We start from the raw sequence: 16,695 nt of genomic DNA on the forward strand, positions 1-16,695 counted from the left end.
AGGGTCAGTTCCAGTCGCCGATTGCGGCTTGGATTACCGCCATGGCGGCAACGGCGGCCGTATCGGCGCGCAGGATGCGCGGCCCGAGCGGAATGGCGGTGACGAAATCGAGGCTGCGTAAGAGGGCACGCTCCTCTTCCGAAAAGCCGCCTTCGGGGCCGACCAGCAGCGCCAGATGGTTTTCTTTTACCTGCGTCAGCAGCGGCAGCGGATTTTGTCCGGTATCGCCTTCGTCGCAATAGATGATGCGGCGCTCGCGCGGCCAGCTTGCCAATAGATCGGCAAGCTTAACCGGCTCGGCGACGTCGGGAATGCCAAGAATGCCGCATTGCTCGGCAGCCTCGATGACGTTGGCCTTGACCTTGTCGAGATTGGTGATCTTCCCTTGCACATGCTGTGTCATGACCGGCTGCAGCAGGCCGGCACCCATCTCCACGGCCTTCTGAACGAGGTAGTCGAGGCGCCCAACCTTCAGCGGCGCGAAGAGATAATGCAGATCGGACGGGGCCGGCTGCGGGCGTGTCTCCTCGATCGGCGTCAGCAGGATGCGCTTGCGGGTGGGGAAGGAGACACTAACTTTCCACTCTCCGTCGCGGCCGTTGAAGATCAGGAGTTCGGCGCCATCCTCCATGCGCAGCACATTGGCGAGATAGTTGAACTGATCATGATCCGTCTCGATGGCAGTACCTGCCTTGATGTCGGACGTCACATACAGCCGCTGCATGCGGAAATTGGCGCGCATGGATAATTCCCGGAATTACTTAGAACAATGAGATAGAGCGGTTCGAAGGCCGGTGGGAACCGAACCGCTCTAAATGAAGAGCGCGACCATAACCCAATAAACGACGGCGGCAAGCAGGGCTGCGACCGGCACGGTGATTGCCCAGGCGGCGATGATGGTCATGAAATGCGAGCGGCGCACGAGCCGGCGGCGATGAATCTCATCGGGATTGCGCTCATCGGTGGCTTCCGGCTCACTCCAGGGTATGCCCGCCGCCTCGGCCTTTTTGCGCATATAGTCAAATCGCCGCTTGGAACGGACGGTTGACCACTCGCGAAAGAAGCCGACGCCAAAGACTGCGCCAACGGTAATGTGGGTCGAACTCACCGGGAAACCGAACCAGGCGGCCACGATGACGGTGAGGGCCGCAGACACGGCGACGCAATAGGCCCGCATAGGATTGAGTTTGGTGATCTGCTCGCCGAGAAGACGAATAAGCCGCGGGCCGTAAAGCAGAACGCCGACGGAGATGCCGCAGCCGCCGATCATGACCACCCAGAAGGGAGCCTTTTGGGTCGTCGTTTCAGCGAAGACATTCAGCGAGCCGCCAAGTCCGATATCGCGGACGATCGCGGCCAGTGGCCCGATCGCGTTGGCGACGTCGTTGGCGCCATGCGCGAAGGACATCAGGGCTGCCGAACAGATCAGCGGCAGGCGGAAAAGCTTGCGCAGCGAGCTATTCTTGTTTTCCAGCCCGACCGATTGCGCCTTTACCAGCGGTCGCGCCCCGAGCCCGACGATGATGCCGACCGCGAGGCCGATCGTCAGATTGAGGATACTGGGTATCGCGCCTTTGGGTTCGAGCTGGACCACGAGATAGCCTGAGAAGGCACCGGCCATCAGCCCAATCAGGATGGGAATCCAGTATCTGGCGGCGGCGATCTTGTCGTCGCGATAGATGATGCAGGTCTCGATGAAATAGAGGATGCCGGCGGCGATGGCACCGCCGAGAAAGGGCGTTACAACCCAGCCTGCGGAAATGGCCGCCAGCGTGTTCCAGTTCACGAGCTCGGGGCCGACAGCGGCTGAACCTGCGCCGACAACGGCGCCGACGATCGTATGCGTGGTCGAAACGGGCGCTTTCAGCCAGGTGGCGAAATTGATCCATAGGGCTGCGGCGAGAAGTGCCGCCATCATCAGCCAGGCAAGCTTGCCGACACTGATGATGCGGTTGGTGTCGACGATATGGGTCGAGATTGTGTTGATGACCGGGCCGCCGGCGATCGTCGCGCCGAGAATCTCGAAAATCGCCGCCATGACGAGCGCCTGCGCCATGGTAATCGCCCGCGCACCGACGGCGGCGCCGACATTGTTTGCGACGTCCTTCGCGCCGATGTTCATGGCCATGTAGCCGGCAAGCGCCACCGCGGCAAAGATCAGTGTGGCCCCCGGTTGGTCGAGCACGTAGATACCGGCAAAGACCATGGCGAGGCCGAGAAAGATCAGGCCGATGCCCGGCGCCACCAGGCGCCTCGTGACGTGATGGGTCGCGTCCTCGACATAGGTGAATTTGTCGAGGTCCTTGTCGAGCGTCCTTTTTGCAGGCGTGGCCGGTCGGTCGGGCATTCAATTCCCTGGATCAAAACTCTCGTATTGCGCTGACCGATGAGGCGCGCAATATCTGCCAGGCACACTGGCACAGTTTTTTGTGACGAATGTGGCTTATTTCGCCTGGATCGCAGCGGAAGCTGCCGTCATCCGCTCGGCGAAGGCAAGAATGAGATCGTGCAGCTCCGGTTCGCGAACACGTTCGGCGGCTTCCTCGAAGGAGACCCACTCCATGGAGCGCTCGCCCTTTTCCTTGAAGTTCTTGACGAGTTCGCTGACTTCGAGGGCATAGACCTGCACCCGGCACGGCACCTGAATGCCGTCCTTCAGCAGCTTGTCATAGCCGAACGAGCCGAGCGGCTCGGTTTCCACCACACCGCGCACACCTGCCTCTTCATAGGCCTCACGGGCGGCGACCTCGTGGGAGAGCTTGCCCGGCATCGGCCATCCCTTGGGGATGACCCAACGACCGGTGTCGCGGCTGGTCAGCAACAGCATCTCAAATTGACCCGTCTTCTTCTTCACCCGATAGCAGAGCGCAGCATATTGCTGTCGCGGCGGACGCCGAAACATGAGTTGCACATCATTTGCTATACGGCTGAGAAAGGCCAATTGTCGGTTCACCTTTAGGAGTTGGAGTGACGGCTTGATTCTATATTATCACTTTGGGGAAAAATTTTGCGTTCCACAGAACGCTATATGGTATTTCCCCACATATTTATTGAGTGCTACGTAGATAAAAATACAAAGATTTGCCTTCTGATATTCGCCAACGCTTATGCTGAAAGCGACATTCCACAGCGTTTCCGTGCCGCAGATGGCGCAATTGCTTGGATGTGGCTGCTATCGTTTTGGAAAGAGAGAAAAAATTTATTATGTCCGGACGCATCCCGCCTCGACGCTTGCCGCCTTTGAACGCGCTGCGTGCCTTCGATGCGGTGGCGCGCTGCGGCAGCATTCTGAAGGCGGCTGATGAGCTTGGCGTCGTGCGCGGGGCTATCAGGCAGCAGCTGACCCTGCTGGAGGTACATTTTGGTGTGCCCCTGTTCGACCGGGAGAATGGCCGGCTGGTGCTGACAGCGAAGGGCCGGGCATTCGCCGATTCCGTTGGCGTCGCCTTTGGCATCCTGACGCGGGCCTCCGCCGAACTTTCCGTTGGCCAACGGCGGTCGATCCGGCTCGGCGTTCCCTCGGCCTTTGCCGTCTGGTGGCTGATGCCGCGTCTCGCGGCGCTTCAGGCGGCACTTCAGGATATCGATATCGACATCGTGCCGATGGCTACGGTCGAGCCGCTTGCCAAGCGCGCCGACCTGGAAGCGGTCATCATGGGCGGCGAATACCGGCCGATGCGCGATATCACGGCCATTCGTTTCATGGAGGATGAGTTCGGTCCCGTCACAACGCCAGATATCGCCGATCGCCTCGGGCTTGCCAGTGGGGTTTCGGCACTTGCCGGAGCCGTCGGCCTTGCCAGCCGTTCCGCCCCGAGCCTGTGGGAGGATTGGTTTGCCGAAAGCGGTCGCGCGCCCATCCCCTTTGCCGTCGATCGCGAATTCGAGGATCTGCTGCTTGCAATCGGCGCCGCCCGCTCGGGCCTCGGGGTCGCCGTCGCCCCACGCACCGCCATTGGCGAGGATATCGATCGCGGTACTCTGGTCGCCCCCTTCGGCTTCATCCGTAGGCCGGCGGGCTACAGCCTCAGCATTCGCAGCGGCGACGTGAAGGACCCGGCACTGGTACGATTGGCGGATTGGCTAAGCGAGACAGGGGCCGAACCGGCTTAGCAAAACATCAAAACGAAGCGCATCGACATGGCAGATTTTCTGCCATACAGCGCATTGCAATGTCCATCGACACATCCTTTGCGATCATGCCAGATCGCGGCATCGAACCAACCGGCAGGAGCGCATCATGGATCAGTCTTCTTCTCTTTCGCGTATCGACTGGGTGGCGCGCAGCTGTCGTCTGCTGGCGGCCACAGCAGCGGAGTTTCGTAACACAAAACCCTTTGCCGGCCTCACCATCGGCACCGGCATACACCTCGAGCCGAAGACGGTTGCGCTGCTGATGACGCTGCGTGCCGGCGGCGCCGATCTCGTCTGCACCGGCAATCTCAACAGCACCCAGCCGGAAACGGTGGACTATCTGCGCGCTCAGGGCATCAAGGTCTTTGCGACGCAGACCCGCGACGCAGAGGAGCATGGTGCAAGCCTCGATGCGATCCTGGCGGAAAAGCCTGACCTGCTGCTCGACAATGGCGGCGATCTCTTCGCCCGCGTGGCCGATAGGCCCCATGCCAACCTGCTTGGCGGCACCGAGGAAACCACATCCGGCCGCACCCGCCTGATGCCGATGCGCGATAAGCTCAACATACCGATCCTCGTCATCAACGATAGCCCGATCAAACAGTTCGCCGAAAACCGGCATGCCGTCGGGCAAAGTCTGTTCGAGAGCTATCTGCGCTTCACCAACCGTTCCACCAACGGTAAACGTGTGACCGTCTTCGGCTACGGCGCTTGTGGCAAGGGCACGGCGGCGTGCTTCCGCAACGCATTCGCCGCCGTTAGCGTCGTCGATATCGATCCGGTGACCACACTCGAAGCTCATCTCGATGGCTTCACAACGCCGCCGCGTGAATTAGCGATCCGCTCTGCCGATGTGCTGGTCACCGTGACGGGCTATCCGGACATTATCACGGTTGCCGATCTGCCCTCGATCAAGGACGGTGCGATCCTGATGAATGGCGGCCACTTTCCGCATGAGATCGATGTCGAAGGCTTCCGCAGCAGTCCCGATGTTGTCGGCGTCGATCGCTACGAGGCTGAGCAGATCGAGACTGTTTGCATGCGAGACGGCCGAGCCTTCCATATTCTCGGCGGCGGTCACATGGCCAATCTGGCCGGCCCGCGTCCGCTGGGGAATACCGTCGAATCCATGGATCTCGGCTTCGCCCTGCAGGCGCGATGCCTGGAGCGGGTCGCCAAGGGCGGCCTCGGCAAGGAGGCCTGCGTCATCCCCGTTCCCGCCGAGATCGACGCCTTGGTTGCGTCGGCCTATCTCGACCTGGCGCGATAGGCATCAGGCTCTGGACAGCACCTGCGGCAGCAATCTGTCGTAGAGTGCCGCCATCTCGTCGCTGAAGCAGCAGAAGATGATCTCATCGAAAGCGCCATGCTTGCTCTCGGCAAGGGTGGTGCGGATCGCAATCCCAGCCGCCGGCTCGGCGGGAAAGCGATAAACGCCGGTGGAGATGGCCGGGAAGGCAATGGTTTTGAGCGCACGTTCCCGGGCAAGGCTAAGGCTGTTGCGATAACAGCCGGCAAGCAGCTCTTCCTCGTTATGATCGCCACCGTTCCAGACAGGGCCGACGGTGTGGATCACATGCCGTGCCGGCAGGCGGTATCCCATGGTGATCTTCGCTTGCCCGGTTCTGCAGCCGTTCAGGCTCCGGCATTCGGCAAGGAGATCCGATCCGGCAGCACGATGGATCGCGCCATCGACGCCCCCGCCGCCCAGCAGGGTGCTGTTGGCTGCATTGACGACGGCATCGACCGGAAGCTTGGTGATATCGCCAAGAACGACGGTGAAGCGCACCTTCGAATTCGGCGCGACATCGGAACGAATGATCTCAGGCGCGGCCATGACGGTCTCCTCGATCCTCAAAAGGGTTCTCATCGCTCCCAATAGGGAACAGGCCCGTAAAGTTCCGCCAGAAAATCGATGAAGACGCGCACTTTTGCCGGCAGGAATTGTCGGCTGGGGTAAACGGCCGAAAGCGTGACGTTGTGCGAGCCCTCATAGGCCGGGAGCACCTGGACGAGGCGGCCGTCGCGCAGTTCCGGCCCGATATCCCAGGTCGAGCGCAGCGCAATGCCGAGGCCGGCAATGACGGCTTCGCGTACGACCTCGCTGGAATTGGTGATGAGCCTGCCCTCTGGCCGAAAGATCAGGCTGCCTTTCGGCCCCTCCAACCGCCACGGATCGAGATTGTGCGCCGGTAGGCAGATATGCCGGCGCAGATCGTCGATATCCTCGGGCATGCCATGGGCATCGATGTAGGCAGGGGAGGCGCAGAGCACACGGCGCACCGGCGCCAGCCTGCGCGCGACAAGGCTGGAATCCGTCAGCTCGGCAATGCGGATGGCAAGATCGAAACCGCCGCCGACGATATCGACGAATTCGTCGCTGAGAACGAGGTTGAGCGCCAGTTCGGGATGGGCCTGCATGAAGGATTTCAGATGCGGCGCGATGTGGAGACGGCCGAAGGACGTCGGGGCGGAGATTTTCAGCGTGCCGTGCATCTGGGAGGAGCGCCCGGCAATGTAGGCTTCCGCCTCTTCCAGCCCGGCGAGGATGGCGAGCACGCGGTCGTAGAAGCCCTGGCCCGCTTCCGTCAGCGAAATCTGCCGTGTGGTGCGCTGCAGGAGCCGGGTGCCGAGCCTGTCTTCAAGGCGCTTGATGCGCTTGGAAATGACGGCCGGCGAAAAACCGAGAGCACGACCCGTCAGCGACATGCTACCGGTCGCCACGACGCTGGCGAAGATTTCGAGATCTCCCAAATTGGTCATGCAGAATTATTCCCTGTTTTGGAATAAGTGCTTATCATTTGCTCCAAACTTGGGAAAGCGCTAAGCCTATAATGCACCTAGAGCCGGATGATTTTAGGTCGGATCGACCTAAAATCTGAATCCGCTCTAGAATAGAAAAGTAGAGCATGATGTCGTCCGAAAACCGATCACACTTTTCGGCAGCATGCTCTAAAAGGGGCTGTATCCGACGGGTGCAGGAGGAGGACGGCATGGCCGAGGCCATTTCATTTCTGGAGCCGCGTGCGGATGTTCTGGCGCGCCGAGGTGCGATCGTCGCCGATTTGACCGATCTGCTGGCCCCGGAGTGTCTGATCCACGAGCCGCGCGAACTCGTGCCCTTCGAAACCGACGCCTTCGTGTCCTATCGCCGCCTGCCGCTCGCCGTTGCCCTGCCGCGCTCGACAGCGGAAGTGGCTGCGGTCATGAAATATTGCCATCGCTACGGCATTCCCGTCGTTCCGCGCGGCGCCGGCACCTCGCTTTCCGGCGGCGCGATACCCCAGGAAGATGCCGTCGTCCTCGGCCTCTCCAAGATGAACCGCATCCTCGATATCGATTACGCCAATCGCACGGCGACCGTGCAGGCGGGGGTGACGAACCTGCATGTCTCCGAAAGCGTCTCGGCCGACGGATTCTTTTACGCGCCTGACCCGAGCTCGCAGCTTGCCTGCACCATCGGCGGCAATATCGGCATGAATTCCGGCGGTGCGCACTGTCTGAAATACGGCGTCACGACCAATAATCTCCTCGGCGTCAAGCTTGTCCTGACTGATGGCACCGTCATCGATCTCGGCGGCAAGGGGCTAGATGCGGCGGGCTACGATCTGCTCGGTCTGGTCTGCGGCTCGGAAGGCCAGCTCGGCATCGTCACCGAGGCAACGGTGCGGCTCATCGCCAAGCCGGAGGGCGCCCGGCCGGTACTCTTCGGTTTCGACAGTTCCGAAGAGGCGGGCGCCTGCGTCGCCGATGTCATCGCTGCCGGCATCGTGCCTGTCGCGATCGAATTCATGGACAAGCCGGCGATCGAAATCTGCGAGGCCTTCGCCAAGGCCGGCTATCCCCTCGATGTCGAAGCTCTCCTGATCGTCGAGGTCGAAGGCTCCGAGGCGGAAATGGACGATATGCTTGCGAGCATCGTCGCCATTGCCCGCACTCACAAGGTCAGGACCGTGCGCGAATGCCAGTCGGCAACCGAGGCGGCCCTGATCTGGAAGGGCCGGAAGTCGGCCTTCGGCGCCACCGGCCGCATTGCCGATTACATCTGCATGGACGGAACCGTGCCGCTGAGCCAGCTCTCTTATGTGCTGAAGAAGACGGGCGAGATCGTTGAGGGCTATGGTCTGCGTGTCGCCAATGTCTTCCATGCCGGCGACGGCAACATGCATCCGCTGATTCTCTTCAATGCCAACGACGCCGAAGATGCCGCCAAGGCGGAAGCGGCGGGCAACGATATCTTGCGGCTCTGCGTCGATGCCGGAGGTTGCCTCACCGGCGAGCACGGCGTCGGCATCGAGAAGCGCGACCTGATGCGCCACCAATATGCCGATGTCGATCTCGCGCAGATGATGTCGGTGCGCGCAGCCTTCGATCCCGGCTGGATACTTAACCCATCCAAGGTCTTCCCGCTCGACGGACGCAACGCCGCATGACCGAACTTCATCCGAGAACCGAGGAGGAAGCCGCCTCCATCATCGGCGATCATATGGCACGCGGCGCGGCCCTAGCAATCGTCGGCGGCAACACGCGATCCGGCTTCGGCAATGCGGTCCCGTCCGAAGCGGTGCTCTCGTCACTTGGCCTGACCGGCATCGTCGCCTACAATCCAGGGGAGATGGTGATGACGGCCCGCGCCGGCACGCCGGCCGCCGAGATCGAGGCCGCTCTTGCCGAGGCCGGCCAGATGATGGCCTTCGAACCGATGGATCACAGGCCGCTGATGGCAACCGAAGGCGAGCCGACGATCGGCGGCATTTTCGCAGCCAATGTCTCTGGCCCGCGCCGTTTCGTCAGCGGTGCGGCGCGCGATAGCCTGCTCGGCGTCCGTTTCGTCAATGGCAAGGGCGAGATCGTCAAGGCTGGCGGGCGGGTGATGAAGAACGTCACCGGTCTCGATCTCGTCAAGCTGATGGCCGGTTCGCACGGAACGCTCGGCCTTTTGACCGAAGTAACGTTCCGCGTGCCGCCGAAGCCGAAGGCAGAGGAGACGGTCGTTCTCTCCGGTCTCAACGATGCGGAGGCCGCCAATGCGATGGCCGCGGCCATGGCTCTGCCGCTCGAGGTATCGGGCGCCGCCCATTTGCCGCTGACCGTCTCCTGGTCTTTTCTCGACGGCAAGCTGCCGCAGGGGGAGGCGACTGTGCTGCGCGTCGAGGGTCTTCCGGGTTCCGTCTCGGTCCGGGGTGAAAAGCTTGCTGCCGCCATGGGCCGGCTCGGCTCGGTGAAGCGCCTTGAGGAGGATGACAGCCGCAGGCTCTGGCGCGAAATCCGCAATGTGAAGCCCTATGCCGATGGTACGACGCGCCCCGTTTGGCGTGTGTCCGTGGCACCCAGTATCGGCCACCAGCTCGTCGCAGCACTTCGCCTGGAAGAAGGCGTGGATGCCTATTATGATTGGCAGGGCGGGCTCGTCTGGATGCGCATGGAAGCCGGACCGGAAGGTGATGTGCTCAGGCGCTACATTCATGCCTTGGGCGGCGGACATGCCACCTTGATGCGCGCCACCCCTGCCCACCGTGCGACGACGCAGGCCTTCCAGCCGCAACCCGAAGCCGTGGCCCTGCTGTCTGCGCGCGTGAAGGAAAAATTCGATCCGGCCGGAATTTTCAATCCGGGGAAGATGGCGTAATGAAATCTGGTTCCTGCCGGCGATGGCCCCTCACCCTAACTCTCTCCCCGCGGGCGGGACGAGGGGACGACCTCGTTTGCGGCGGCTTATCGGCTCGAGAGAGGTTGAGAAGTGACGGAGGATGCGCCAATCCCCTTCTCCCCGTCAAAACGCGGAGAAGGTGGCCGATAGGCCAGATGAGGGGCGCGGTCTTGCTCGAACGGGGACATGGGTAAATGCAAACCAATTTCACGCCCGAACAGCTTGCCGACCCGCATGTGGCCGAATCCGAGGCGATCCTGCGCAAATGCGTGCATTGCGGCTTCTGCACCGCCACCTGTCCTACCTATGTGACGCTCGGCAACGAACTCGACAGTCCGCGTGGACGCATTTACCTCATCAAGGACATGCTAGAAAACGGTCGGGCAGCCGATGCCGAGGTGGTGACGCATATCGATCGCTGTCTGTCCTGCCTAGCCTGCACGACGACCTGTCCGTCCGGTGTCGACTATATGCACCTGATCGACCATGCGCGTGTCCATGTCGAGAACACCTATAAGCGCCCGCTGATGGATCGGCTGACCCGCAATGTGCTGGCAGCCGTCTTGCCTTATCCCGGCCGTTTCCGGCTGGCCTTGCGGCTTGCGAATTTTGGCCGGCCGTTCAAGGGGCTGTTGAGACGCGTTCCGGCCTTAAAGGCTTTCGCCGCCATGCTCGATCTCGCGCCCCGCAGCATTCCCGCGCCGTCGCCTTTTGCAAAACCGGGGCTGCATGTAGCGCAGGCCGAGCGCCACGGTCGCGTGGCGATCCTGACGGGCTGCGCCCAGCCGGTGCTCGATCCCGAAATCAACGCAGCCACCATCCGCCTGCTGACGCGCCTCGGCGTTGAGGTCGTGGTGCCGGAAGGGGAGGTCTGCTGCGGTTCGCTGGTTCATCACATGGGCCGCGAGGAACAGGCGCTCGCAGCTGCCCGCGCCAATGTCGATGTGTGGCTGCGTGAGATCGAGGCCCGAGGGCTGGACGCGATCATCATCACCGCGTCGGGCTGTGGCACGACGATCAAGGACTATGGGCATATGCTGCGCCTCGATCCGGCCTATGCGGAAAAGGCTGCGAGGATTTCAGCTCTCGCCAAGGACATCACGGAATATCTCGCAAGCCTGGATCTCCCGTCGCATATGCCGCGCGGCATCGCGGTCGCCTATCATTCCGCCTGCTCCATGCAGCACGGGCAGAAGATCACCATGGCGCCGAAGCTCTTGCTGAAAGCCGCGGGCTTTACGGTGCGCGACCCGGCGGAAGGGCATCTGTGCTGTGGTTCGGCCGGCACCTACAACATCATGCAGCCGGAAATTTCGGCCGAGTTGAAGGCGCGCAAGGTCAGAAACATCGAGGCGACGAAAGCCGATATCATCGCGACGGGCAATATCGGCTGCATCACGCAGATCGCGACGGGAACGGGCATTCCCATCCTGCATACGGTGGAATTGCTGGATTGGGCCTATGGCGGCGAAATGCCTGTGAAACTGAAGGGCCTGCAGCCGGCCGCCGCTTAGAGCATTTCCGGGAAAAGTGTAGAGCGGTTTTCCGTCCGGAATTGCGTACTAATGCAGCTTGTCCGGCGCGGGTAGGCGATGAGCCTGCCATTCGACTTCGAACCGATCGGCGGCAATGCGCGTCATGCTGATGCGATCCTGCCCTTCCTCGAAGAAAATGCCATCCACCAGGCCGGTAATGCCATCGTAAAATGAGCCTTCGACGAGGCTGGTGATCTCCAGCATGTCACGTCCCACTGCAGTAAAATCGACAACCGACATGCATTGCCGGCGACCATCGGCAAACACATCGATCAGCCGCGGAACATCGCCGGCGATATCGACCTCATAATAAACGATGACCGGCTCCTCGTTTTCCGGATGGATCCAGTCGCAACGATAGTAAGAGAAGCTCATGCGTTGGATCATAGCACAAGACCCCCCATGCCTGAACCGGTTTGAGGGATCGATTGCGACTTCAGCCTGAGGAACGTCAGAAGTTGAACGACACGCCAAAGTTGAGAGCGTGGGTGAAAACCTTGGTCTTCAGCGTGTCGCCGCTGTCGATCGAGACGTTGTTCACGAAGTTGTAGTTGCCCTTGTATTCGACGAAGGTCGACCAATGCTTGGCGAATTGGTAGCTGACGCCCGCCTGCGCCTGCAGCGAAGCGCCGCCGAACTGGTAGTCGAAGGTCGTGCCCGACGAGCGGGTGACTTCGACATGCGGCACGTTGATGCCGGCGCCGAGGCCGACATAGGGCGTCCAGTTGCGGCTCGGATCCTGGAAGCGGTAGAGCGCGTTCAGCGTCAGCATGTTCAGGCCGTCGGTGAACTCGAAATGCGACCAGCCGGGCGTATTGCCGAGATCGCCATAGACTTTCGCATGGGTATAATCGAGCGACACGCCCCAGTTCGGCTTGTCGAACTGGTCAAGCCACCAGATGCCGCGGAAGCCGAAATAGGGCGGCATCTTGAAGGATTTTCCGGACCAGTTGGGGTCGAAATCAGCGCCGTCCGACGTGGTCACATTGCTGCCCGTTGCGCCCTGTATGCCGCCGTAAGCGGAAAACTGCATCTCGGCCGAGGCAGAGCTTGCGGCAAAGATGAATGCGGAAGTCGCAAGCGCGGCGAGGGCCGGCTGCTTGATGCGAAATGCACGATGCATATGAAATCCCCGGATGCCAAAGTGCTGCCATCTAAGCGTGCTTCCATGACACTTCTATTGCAGTCATGGGTGAACAGGCACGGCTTAGGCGGGAAAACTGACGGTAAACTGAAGGCGACGAGCCATTTTTCGGCGGGACATCGTGATAAGTTTCAGGCTGTAACACCGGCGCAACAGTGTCTCCATCCGCGCCTGCACGCAATAAACTATTGCAAGCGATACGGGCGCCTTCCCCGGCGCGAATGATGTCATGCCAGGGAAGAGCGCCCGCTATGTTGGTGCCTGATTCGGGTCGGATTCTATCAGCCGCCGAACAGCGTCCTCAGCACATCGACGCCGCGATCCTGATAGCTGACTTCGCCTTGCTTGTTGCCGGGGCCAACGACGATGACCTTGGTGCCGACGGGGACGCGATCATAGAGATCCATCACGTCCTTGTTCATCATGCGGATGCAGCCGGAGGACATGTTAAGGCCGATGCTCCAGGGCTGGTTGGTGCCATGGATGCGGAAGGCGGTGTCGTTGCCGTTGCGATAGAGATACATGGCGCGTGCGCCGAGCGGATTGTCCTCGCCACCTTCCTGGTAGGCCGGCAGTTTGTGGCCCTTCTTGGCTTCGCGAACGATCATTTCCGGCGGCGGCGTCCAGCCGGGCCATTCCGCCTTGCGGCCGACCTTGACGACGCCGGACCAGCCGAAACCATCGCGGCCGACGCCGATGCCATAGCGTCTTGCGCGGTTATTGCCTTCGACGAGGTAGAGATACTTGTTGTTGGTGTCGACGATGACGGTGCCCGGCTCCTCGTTCGTCGCCAGCCGCACCATCCGCCGCTGGAACTGCGGCTTCACCTGGCCCTGCGGCTCCATTGCGACCCGGATCACGTCGGTGCGGGCGACCGGCGCCGTAATAGGTGTCGAAGCGGTGAAGGCTGCTGCGTTCGATGCTGCAAGAAGACACGCCGCGACGACACCTGCCGTCACGATCGACAATGCTGCTTTCATAATTGGCATTCCCCTCGTTGAATCCGGTAGGAAATTACCGGAACCAACGAAGGGATCAAGATCAAAATGACCAATGTTGGGTACGTTCAGGAAGAACTGCCCTCTTGTCTGTCGCCGATCAGACTATAGTCTGAACTATAGTGGAGGGTTTTCCCATGCGGCGAATACTGCCCCTCCAATGGAGTAGTATCGCGCACAGGGTGGGACTTTTTTCGAGATTACATGACGGTGACGCGGGTGCCGACCTTTACGCGGTTGTAGAGATCGATGACATCCTCGTTGCGAAGGCGGATGCAGCCGGAGGAGACGGCATTGCCGATGGTCCAGGGGGCGTTGGTGCCATGGATGCGATAGAGGGTGGAGCCGAGATACATGGCGCGTGCGCCGAGCGGATTGCCTTCCCCGCCTTCCATGTGCGCCGGCAGATAATGGCCCTTGGCGGCTTCGCGTGAGATCATCTCGGCCGGCGGCGTCCAATCCGGCCATTCCTGCTTGCGGGTAACTGTGTGGGCGCCGGCCCATTCGAAGCCCGGCTTGCCGACGCCGACGCCATAGCGCCGCGCCTTGCCGTCATCCATCACCAGATAAAGGAAGCGGTCGTTGGTATCGATGACGATGCTACCGGGCTTTTCCTTGGTCTGGTAGTCGACGATCTGCGGCAGGAACTGCGGATCGATCTGGCCCCGGACTGCCGGATATTGCGGGCGGGCCATGGCGACCTGCTGCACAGCCGGGCGCGCAAACAGCCCGCGCGGCTGCACGACCTGACGCACCTGCGGATTGGCCGGCTGCTCCATTCTGGGATCGACTGCGCGCCGCGCCATTGGGCGGGGATAGACGACCGGCTGCACGTTGCCGCCACCGAGCTGCATCACCCAGGGGGCGGTCAGATCGGGACTGACGATGACAGGCGGGCGCGACTGATAGCGATCGTCGGCAAAGGCGGTGGAGGCAAGCAGGCTCAGGGCGCCGGCGGCACACAGAACGGCATGTTTCATCATCGGACAAACTCTCTACACATGGGCCGAAGATGGGCGCGAAGCACCCGGTCGAAACAATGGTGCCACTTGCACGCGAGCGAATGGTAAACATCTATTCATCAAAATGCCGCGAAGCCGATAAAGCTTTGTCAGGGTTACCGCCTGGTTTGGAAAGATGGTTTGCAAGTGGTAAATCATGAATCGGAATGCGCGGTCGTCGAAGTCAGTCTATGAATTTAAGCATTTGATTGATCTCAATTTATCCGATAGTGGCTTACCGGTTTCCGGTAGCGCGTGCTGAAATAGGGGACGAATCGCGAAAATGGCCGAAACGGGCATCATCACCGGTGAAGATGGCAAGGACCGCTGCTTCTGGCACGGCAATCTGCCGGAGTATCAGCACTATCACGACGAGGAATGGGGTCGGCCCGTCGTCAACGACATCAGGCTGTTCGAGAAAATCTGCCTCGAAGGCTTCCAGTCGGGCCTCTCCTGGCTGACGATCCTGCGCAAGCGCGAGAATTTCCGCGCCGCTTTTGCCGGCTTCGATTTCGAGAAGGTCGCCAAGTTCGGAGATGCGGATATCGAGCGCTGCCTCGCCGATGCCGGCATCATCCGCCATCGCGGCAAGATCGTCTCCACCATCAACAATGCCAATCGCGCCATCGAGCTGCGCGACGAATTCGGTTCGCTCGCCCGCTATTTCTGGAGCCATGAGCCGACCGCTGCCGAGCGCCCGGAGATCTTTGACCTTGCCCATCTTCGCGCAAATCCGACGACGGCGGCTTCGGTGCGGATTTCGAAGGATCTGAAGAAACGCGGCTGGACCTTTGTCGGCCCGACCACAGTTTATGCCTTCATGCAGGCCATGGGCCTGGTCAACGACCACATCGAAGGCTGCTATTGCCGGAAAGAGGTGGAGGCGATGCGTTGCGCATTGGTGCGGCCGTGAGAGCTGTGCTTCTCGGTCTTTCGCTGACGATGGTTGCGCTTTTTGGCGCCGCAGGCGCCCATGCTCAAAGTGATACCCAGCAACAGCAGCTGCCGCAGCTCGACCGTGGCGAAAAGCTTGAGAAGATCGCCCTGCCGGCCGTTCTCGAGAGGCTGACGGGCTGGACGAAGTTCGGCAAGGGCAAGGTCTACATGCTGCCGCTGAAGAAGGGTCAGCATGTGCGGATCACTTTCAGCTCCAAGAGCAAGTACGCCTATATGGCGATCTTCGATCTCTCGTCGAGCGGGGATGAATCCTTCTTCGGCACGGATGAAGACGGCAATACCGCCGACGTGACCCTCAATGAGGATACGACCTGGCTGCTCAAGCCCTATTATTCGCGCGTCACGCGCCGGCGCGGTCTCGGCGCGCCATACGAGATCCTCATCGATCCCAATCCGCCGGCCGCGCAGCAGGCGCCGGCCGATCAGCAGAAGGACCAGGGGCCGATGCTGTTTCCACCCCGTTCCAAGCAGGGGCAGTAGGGATTACTGCAACGCTTCGATCACGTCATGCAGCTCGCCGAGATGACCGATTTTGCGGAAACGCGGTGCGTCTGTCGGTTCCTCGACATGCTCGAACGACCATGTGAGCTCGTGCGGCACGAAGACGCCGTAGCTGCCGGCAGCGAGCGCCGGCACGATGTCCGATTTCAGTGAGTTGCCGATCATCATCGCCCGCTCCGGCCCGTCCCCCACCTTGGAGAAGATGCGGCGATAGGTCGACGCGTTCTTGTCTGAGACGATCTCGACGGCATCGAAGAGATCGCCGAGCCCGGATTGCGCAAGCTTGCGCTCCTGATCGAAAAGATCGCCCTTGGTGATCAGCACCAGCAGATATTTTCCCGAGAGGGCCTCCAGCGTCTGGCGCACATGCGGCAGTGTCTCGACGGGATGGGCAAGGAGATCGCGGCCGATATCGAGGATTTGGGCGATGACGGTCGATGGCACTTCGCCCTCGGTGATCTCAATGGCCGTCTCGATCATGGAGAGGGTAAAGCCCTTTATTCCGAAGCCGTAGTGACGAAGATTGCGCTTCTCCGCCTCCAACAGGCGTGCGGAGATGACGTCGCTTGGGGCGTGATCGGCAAGTAGCTCGGTAAATTGCAGTTCCGTCAGCCGGTAGAACTGTTCGTTCTGCCAGAGCGTGTCGTCGGCGTCGAAGCCAATTGTCGTTAGGGGGCGTTGCGTCATCGGGTGTGTCCGTTTTGCGCATCAGATAAAAACCGGAGTCTAATCCGCGCGCGCCTCGACGCAAGAGCATGCGTCGGTCACCGCATCG

At 61.0% G+C, this 16,695-nt stretch carries 17 protein-coding genes; 7 read left to right on the forward strand and 10 right to left on the reverse strand.

Annotated features, from left to right (window positions below; genetic code table 11):
* Nucleotides 1–4: 4 nt before the first annotated feature.
* The 3 genes from FHT85_RS08980 to FHT85_RS08990 form a co-directional block, all read right to left on the reverse strand.
* On the reverse strand, nucleotides 5–742 hold the full coding sequence (locus tag FHT85_RS08980) for a 16S rRNA (uracil(1498)-N(3))-methyltransferase (RefSeq protein ID WP_112335367.1): 738 nt from the start codon (nucleotides 740–742) through the stop codon (nucleotides 5–7).
* A gap of 69 nt (nucleotides 743–811) precedes the next feature.
* Nucleotides 812–2,347 carry an inorganic phosphate transporter gene (locus tag FHT85_RS08985; protein ID WP_112409935.1) on the reverse strand — a complete coding sequence of 512 codons (1,536 nt, stop codon included), beginning with the start codon at nucleotides 2,345–2,347 and terminating at the stop codon, nucleotides 812–814.
* Between the two features lie 96 nt (nucleotides 2,348–2,443).
* A complete protein-coding gene (locus tag FHT85_RS08990) occupies nucleotides 2,444–2,941 on the reverse strand; it encodes an NUDIX hydrolase (protein WP_112409936.1) in 498 nt (165 codons plus the stop codon).
* 263 nt (nucleotides 2,942–3,204) lie between these two features.
* On the opposite strand from FHT85_RS08990, the gene FHT85_RS08995 reads away from it, so the two are divergent.
* Nucleotides 3,205–4,113, forward strand: a complete 909-nt coding sequence (locus tag FHT85_RS08995; protein ID WP_112409937.1) for a LysR substrate-binding domain-containing protein — start codon at nucleotides 3,205–3,207, stop codon at nucleotides 4,111–4,113.
* A 127-nt stretch (nucleotides 4,114–4,240) separates the two neighbouring features.
* Nucleotides 4,241–5,404, forward strand: coding sequence for an adenosylhomocysteinase (locus tag FHT85_RS09000; protein ID WP_112409938.1), 1,164 nt, complete (start codon nucleotides 4,241–4,243; stop codon nucleotides 5,402–5,404).
* Between the two features lie 3 nt (nucleotides 5,405–5,407).
* Here the strand turns inward: FHT85_RS09000 and FHT85_RS09005 are convergent, their stop codons facing one another.
* Nucleotides 5,408–5,971 carry an O-acetyl-ADP-ribose deacetylase gene (locus FHT85_RS09005; RefSeq protein ID WP_112409980.1) on the reverse strand — a complete coding sequence of 188 codons (564 nt, stop codon included), beginning with the start codon at nucleotides 5,969–5,971 and terminating at the stop codon, nucleotides 5,408–5,410.
* A gap of 29 nt (nucleotides 5,972–6,000) precedes the next feature.
* Nucleotides 6,001–6,897 (reverse strand): LysR family transcriptional regulator, encoded by an 897-nt coding sequence (locus FHT85_RS09010; protein ID WP_112409939.1) that lies wholly within the window; start codon nucleotides 6,895–6,897, stop codon nucleotides 6,001–6,003.
* Between the two features lie 230 nt (nucleotides 6,898–7,127).
* Here FHT85_RS09010 and FHT85_RS09015 point away from each other — a divergent pair, with 230 nt between their 5' ends.
* From FHT85_RS09015 to glcF, 3 genes are all read left to right on the forward strand, one after another.
* Nucleotides 7,128–8,567 carry an FAD-binding oxidoreductase gene (locus FHT85_RS09015; protein ID WP_112409940.1) on the forward strand — a complete coding sequence of 480 codons (1,440 nt, stop codon included), beginning with the start codon at nucleotides 7,128–7,130 and terminating at the stop codon, nucleotides 8,565–8,567.
* Entirely contained in the window at nucleotides 8,564–9,763 is a 1,200-nt protein-coding gene (locus tag FHT85_RS09020; RefSeq protein WP_112409941.1) for an FAD-binding protein, read from the forward strand. The genes FHT85_RS09015 and FHT85_RS09020 overlap by 4 nt, the downstream gene beginning before the upstream one ends.
* A gap of 215 nt (nucleotides 9,764–9,978) precedes the next feature.
* A complete protein-coding gene (gene glcF / locus FHT85_RS09025) occupies nucleotides 9,979–11,298 on the forward strand; it encodes a glycolate oxidase subunit GlcF (protein ID WP_112409942.1) in 1,320 nt (439 codons plus the stop codon).
* A 48-nt stretch (nucleotides 11,299–11,346) separates the two neighbouring features.
* On the opposite strand, the gene FHT85_RS09030 is transcribed toward glcF, so the two are convergent.
* The 4 genes from FHT85_RS09030 to FHT85_RS09045 all read right to left on the reverse strand — a co-directional run bounded on the left by FHT85_RS09030 (nucleotide 11,347) and on the right by FHT85_RS09045 (nucleotide 14,444).
* Nucleotides 11,347–11,694, reverse strand: coding sequence for a DUF6881 domain-containing protein (locus tag FHT85_RS09030; RefSeq protein WP_112335377.1), 348 nt, complete (start codon nucleotides 11,692–11,694; stop codon nucleotides 11,347–11,349).
* Between the two features lie 76 nt (nucleotides 11,695–11,770).
* Nucleotides 11,771–12,442, reverse strand: a complete 672-nt coding sequence (locus FHT85_RS09035; protein ID WP_112335378.1) for an outer membrane protein — start codon at nucleotides 12,440–12,442, stop codon at nucleotides 11,771–11,773.
* 302 nt (nucleotides 12,443–12,744) lie between these two features.
* On the reverse strand, nucleotides 12,745–13,443 hold the full coding sequence (locus FHT85_RS09040) for a L,D-transpeptidase (RefSeq protein WP_112335379.1): 699 nt from the start codon (nucleotides 13,441–13,443) through the stop codon (nucleotides 12,745–12,747).
* 218 nt (nucleotides 13,444–13,661) lie between these two features.
* Entirely contained in the window at nucleotides 13,662–14,444 is a 783-nt protein-coding gene (locus FHT85_RS09045) for a L,D-transpeptidase (protein ID WP_112409943.1), read from the reverse strand.
* A 301-nt stretch (nucleotides 14,445–14,745) separates the two neighbouring features.
* Here FHT85_RS09045 and FHT85_RS09050 point away from each other — a divergent pair, with 301 nt between their 5' ends.
* Both FHT85_RS09050 and FHT85_RS09055 read left to right on the forward strand, forming a co-directional pair.
* Nucleotides 14,746–15,375 carry a DNA-3-methyladenine glycosylase I gene (locus FHT85_RS09050; RefSeq protein ID WP_112409944.1) on the forward strand — a complete coding sequence of 210 codons (630 nt, stop codon included), beginning with the start codon at nucleotides 14,746–14,748 and terminating at the stop codon, nucleotides 15,373–15,375.
* Between the two features lie 29 nt (nucleotides 15,376–15,404).
* On the forward strand, nucleotides 15,405–15,899 hold the full coding sequence (locus tag FHT85_RS09055) for a hypothetical protein (protein WP_405047969.1): 495 nt from the start codon (nucleotides 15,405–15,407) through the stop codon (nucleotides 15,897–15,899).
* A gap of 3 nt (nucleotides 15,900–15,902) precedes the next feature.
* Here FHT85_RS09055 and FHT85_RS09060 read toward each other — a convergent pair whose 3' ends face one another.
* Nucleotides 15,903–16,607 (reverse strand): HAD family hydrolase, encoded by a 705-nt coding sequence (locus FHT85_RS09060; RefSeq protein WP_112335383.1) that lies wholly within the window; start codon nucleotides 16,605–16,607, stop codon nucleotides 15,903–15,905.
* Nucleotides 16,608–16,695 lie beyond the last annotated feature (88 nt).

This window comes from Rhizobium sp. BK312 (assembly GCF_014193605.1).
GTDB lineage: Bacteria > Pseudomonadota > Alphaproteobacteria > Rhizobiales > Rhizobiaceae > Rhizobium.

Coding starts and splice junctions, on each gene's coding strand:
- FHT85_RS08980 (WP_112335367.1), bottom strand. CDS start 742: ATGCGCGCCAATTTCCGCATGCAGCGGCTGTATGTGACGTCCGACATC.
- FHT85_RS08985 (WP_112409935.1), bottom strand. CDS start 2,347: ATGCCCGACCGACCGGCCACGCCTGCAAAAAGGACGCTCGACAAGGAC.
- FHT85_RS08995 (WP_112409937.1), top strand. CDS start 3,205: ATGTCCGGACGCATCCCGCCTCGACGCTTGCCGCCTTTGAACGCGCTG.
- FHT85_RS09000 (WP_112409938.1), top strand. CDS start 4,241: ATGGATCAGTCTTCTTCTCTTTCGCGTATCGACTGGGTGGCGCGCAGC.
- FHT85_RS09005 (WP_112409980.1), bottom strand. CDS start 5,971: ATGGCCGCGCCTGAGATCATTCGTTCCGATGTCGCGCCGAATTCGAAG.
- FHT85_RS09010 (WP_112409939.1), bottom strand. CDS start 6,897: ATGACCAATTTGGGAGATCTCGAAATCTTCGCCAGCGTCGTGGCGACC.
- FHT85_RS09015 (WP_112409940.1), top strand. CDS start 7,128: ATGGCCGAGGCCATTTCATTTCTGGAGCCGCGTGCGGATGTTCTGGCG.
- FHT85_RS09020 (WP_112409941.1), top strand. CDS start 8,564: ATGACCGAACTTCATCCGAGAACCGAGGAGGAAGCCGCCTCCATCATC.
- glcF (WP_112409942.1), top strand. CDS start 9,979: ATGCAAACCAATTTCACGCCCGAACAGCTTGCCGACCCGCATGTGGCC.
- FHT85_RS09030 (WP_112335377.1), bottom strand. CDS start 11,694: ATGAGCTTCTCTTACTATCGTTGCGACTGGATCCATCCGGAAAACGAG.
- FHT85_RS09035 (WP_112335378.1), bottom strand. CDS start 12,442: ATGCATCGTGCATTTCGCATCAAGCAGCCGGCCCTCGCCGCGCTTGCG.
- FHT85_RS09040 (WP_112335379.1), bottom strand. CDS start 13,443: ATGAAAGCAGCATTGTCGATCGTGACGGCAGGTGTCGTCGCGGCGTGT.
- FHT85_RS09045 (WP_112409943.1), bottom strand. CDS start 14,444: ATGATGAAACATGCCGTTCTGTGTGCCGCCGGCGCCCTGAGCCTGCTT.
- FHT85_RS09050 (WP_112409944.1), top strand. CDS start 14,746: ATGGCCGAAACGGGCATCATCACCGGTGAAGATGGCAAGGACCGCTGC.
- FHT85_RS09055 (WP_405047969.1), top strand. CDS start 15,405: ATGGTTGCGCTTTTTGGCGCCGCAGGCGCCCATGCTCAAAGTGATACC.
- FHT85_RS09060 (WP_112335383.1), bottom strand. CDS start 16,607: ATGACGCAACGCCCCCTAACGACAATTGGCTTCGACGCCGACGACACG.